General features: G+C 58.3%; 1 protein-coding gene. It reads right to left on the bottom strand.

The annotated features are described in order from the left end of the window. On the bottom strand, positions 1-230 hold a 230-nt coding region (locus Q4563_RS23180), incomplete at both ends, for a tRNA-dihydrouridine synthase (protein WP_303606225.1).

Consider the following 230-nt stretch of genomic DNA (forward strand, 5'->3'; position numbering starts at 1 on the left):
CCGGAATGGAGCAGTGGTCTTGCATGGCCTTGACGCAGTCGGCGACCAGTTGCGGATGACCCATCAGGCAAGCGCCAATCATGTTGTTCTGTACCCGGTCGCTGGGGCAGCCGACATTCAGGTTCACTTCATCGTAACCCCAGTCTTCAGCAAAACGAGCGCATTGGGCCAGCTCGTCCGGATTGCTGCCGCCCAATTGCAAGGCAATCGGGTGCTCGATGTCGTTGTAC

This window comes from Gilvimarinus sp. 1_MG-2023, from assembly GCF_030548285.1.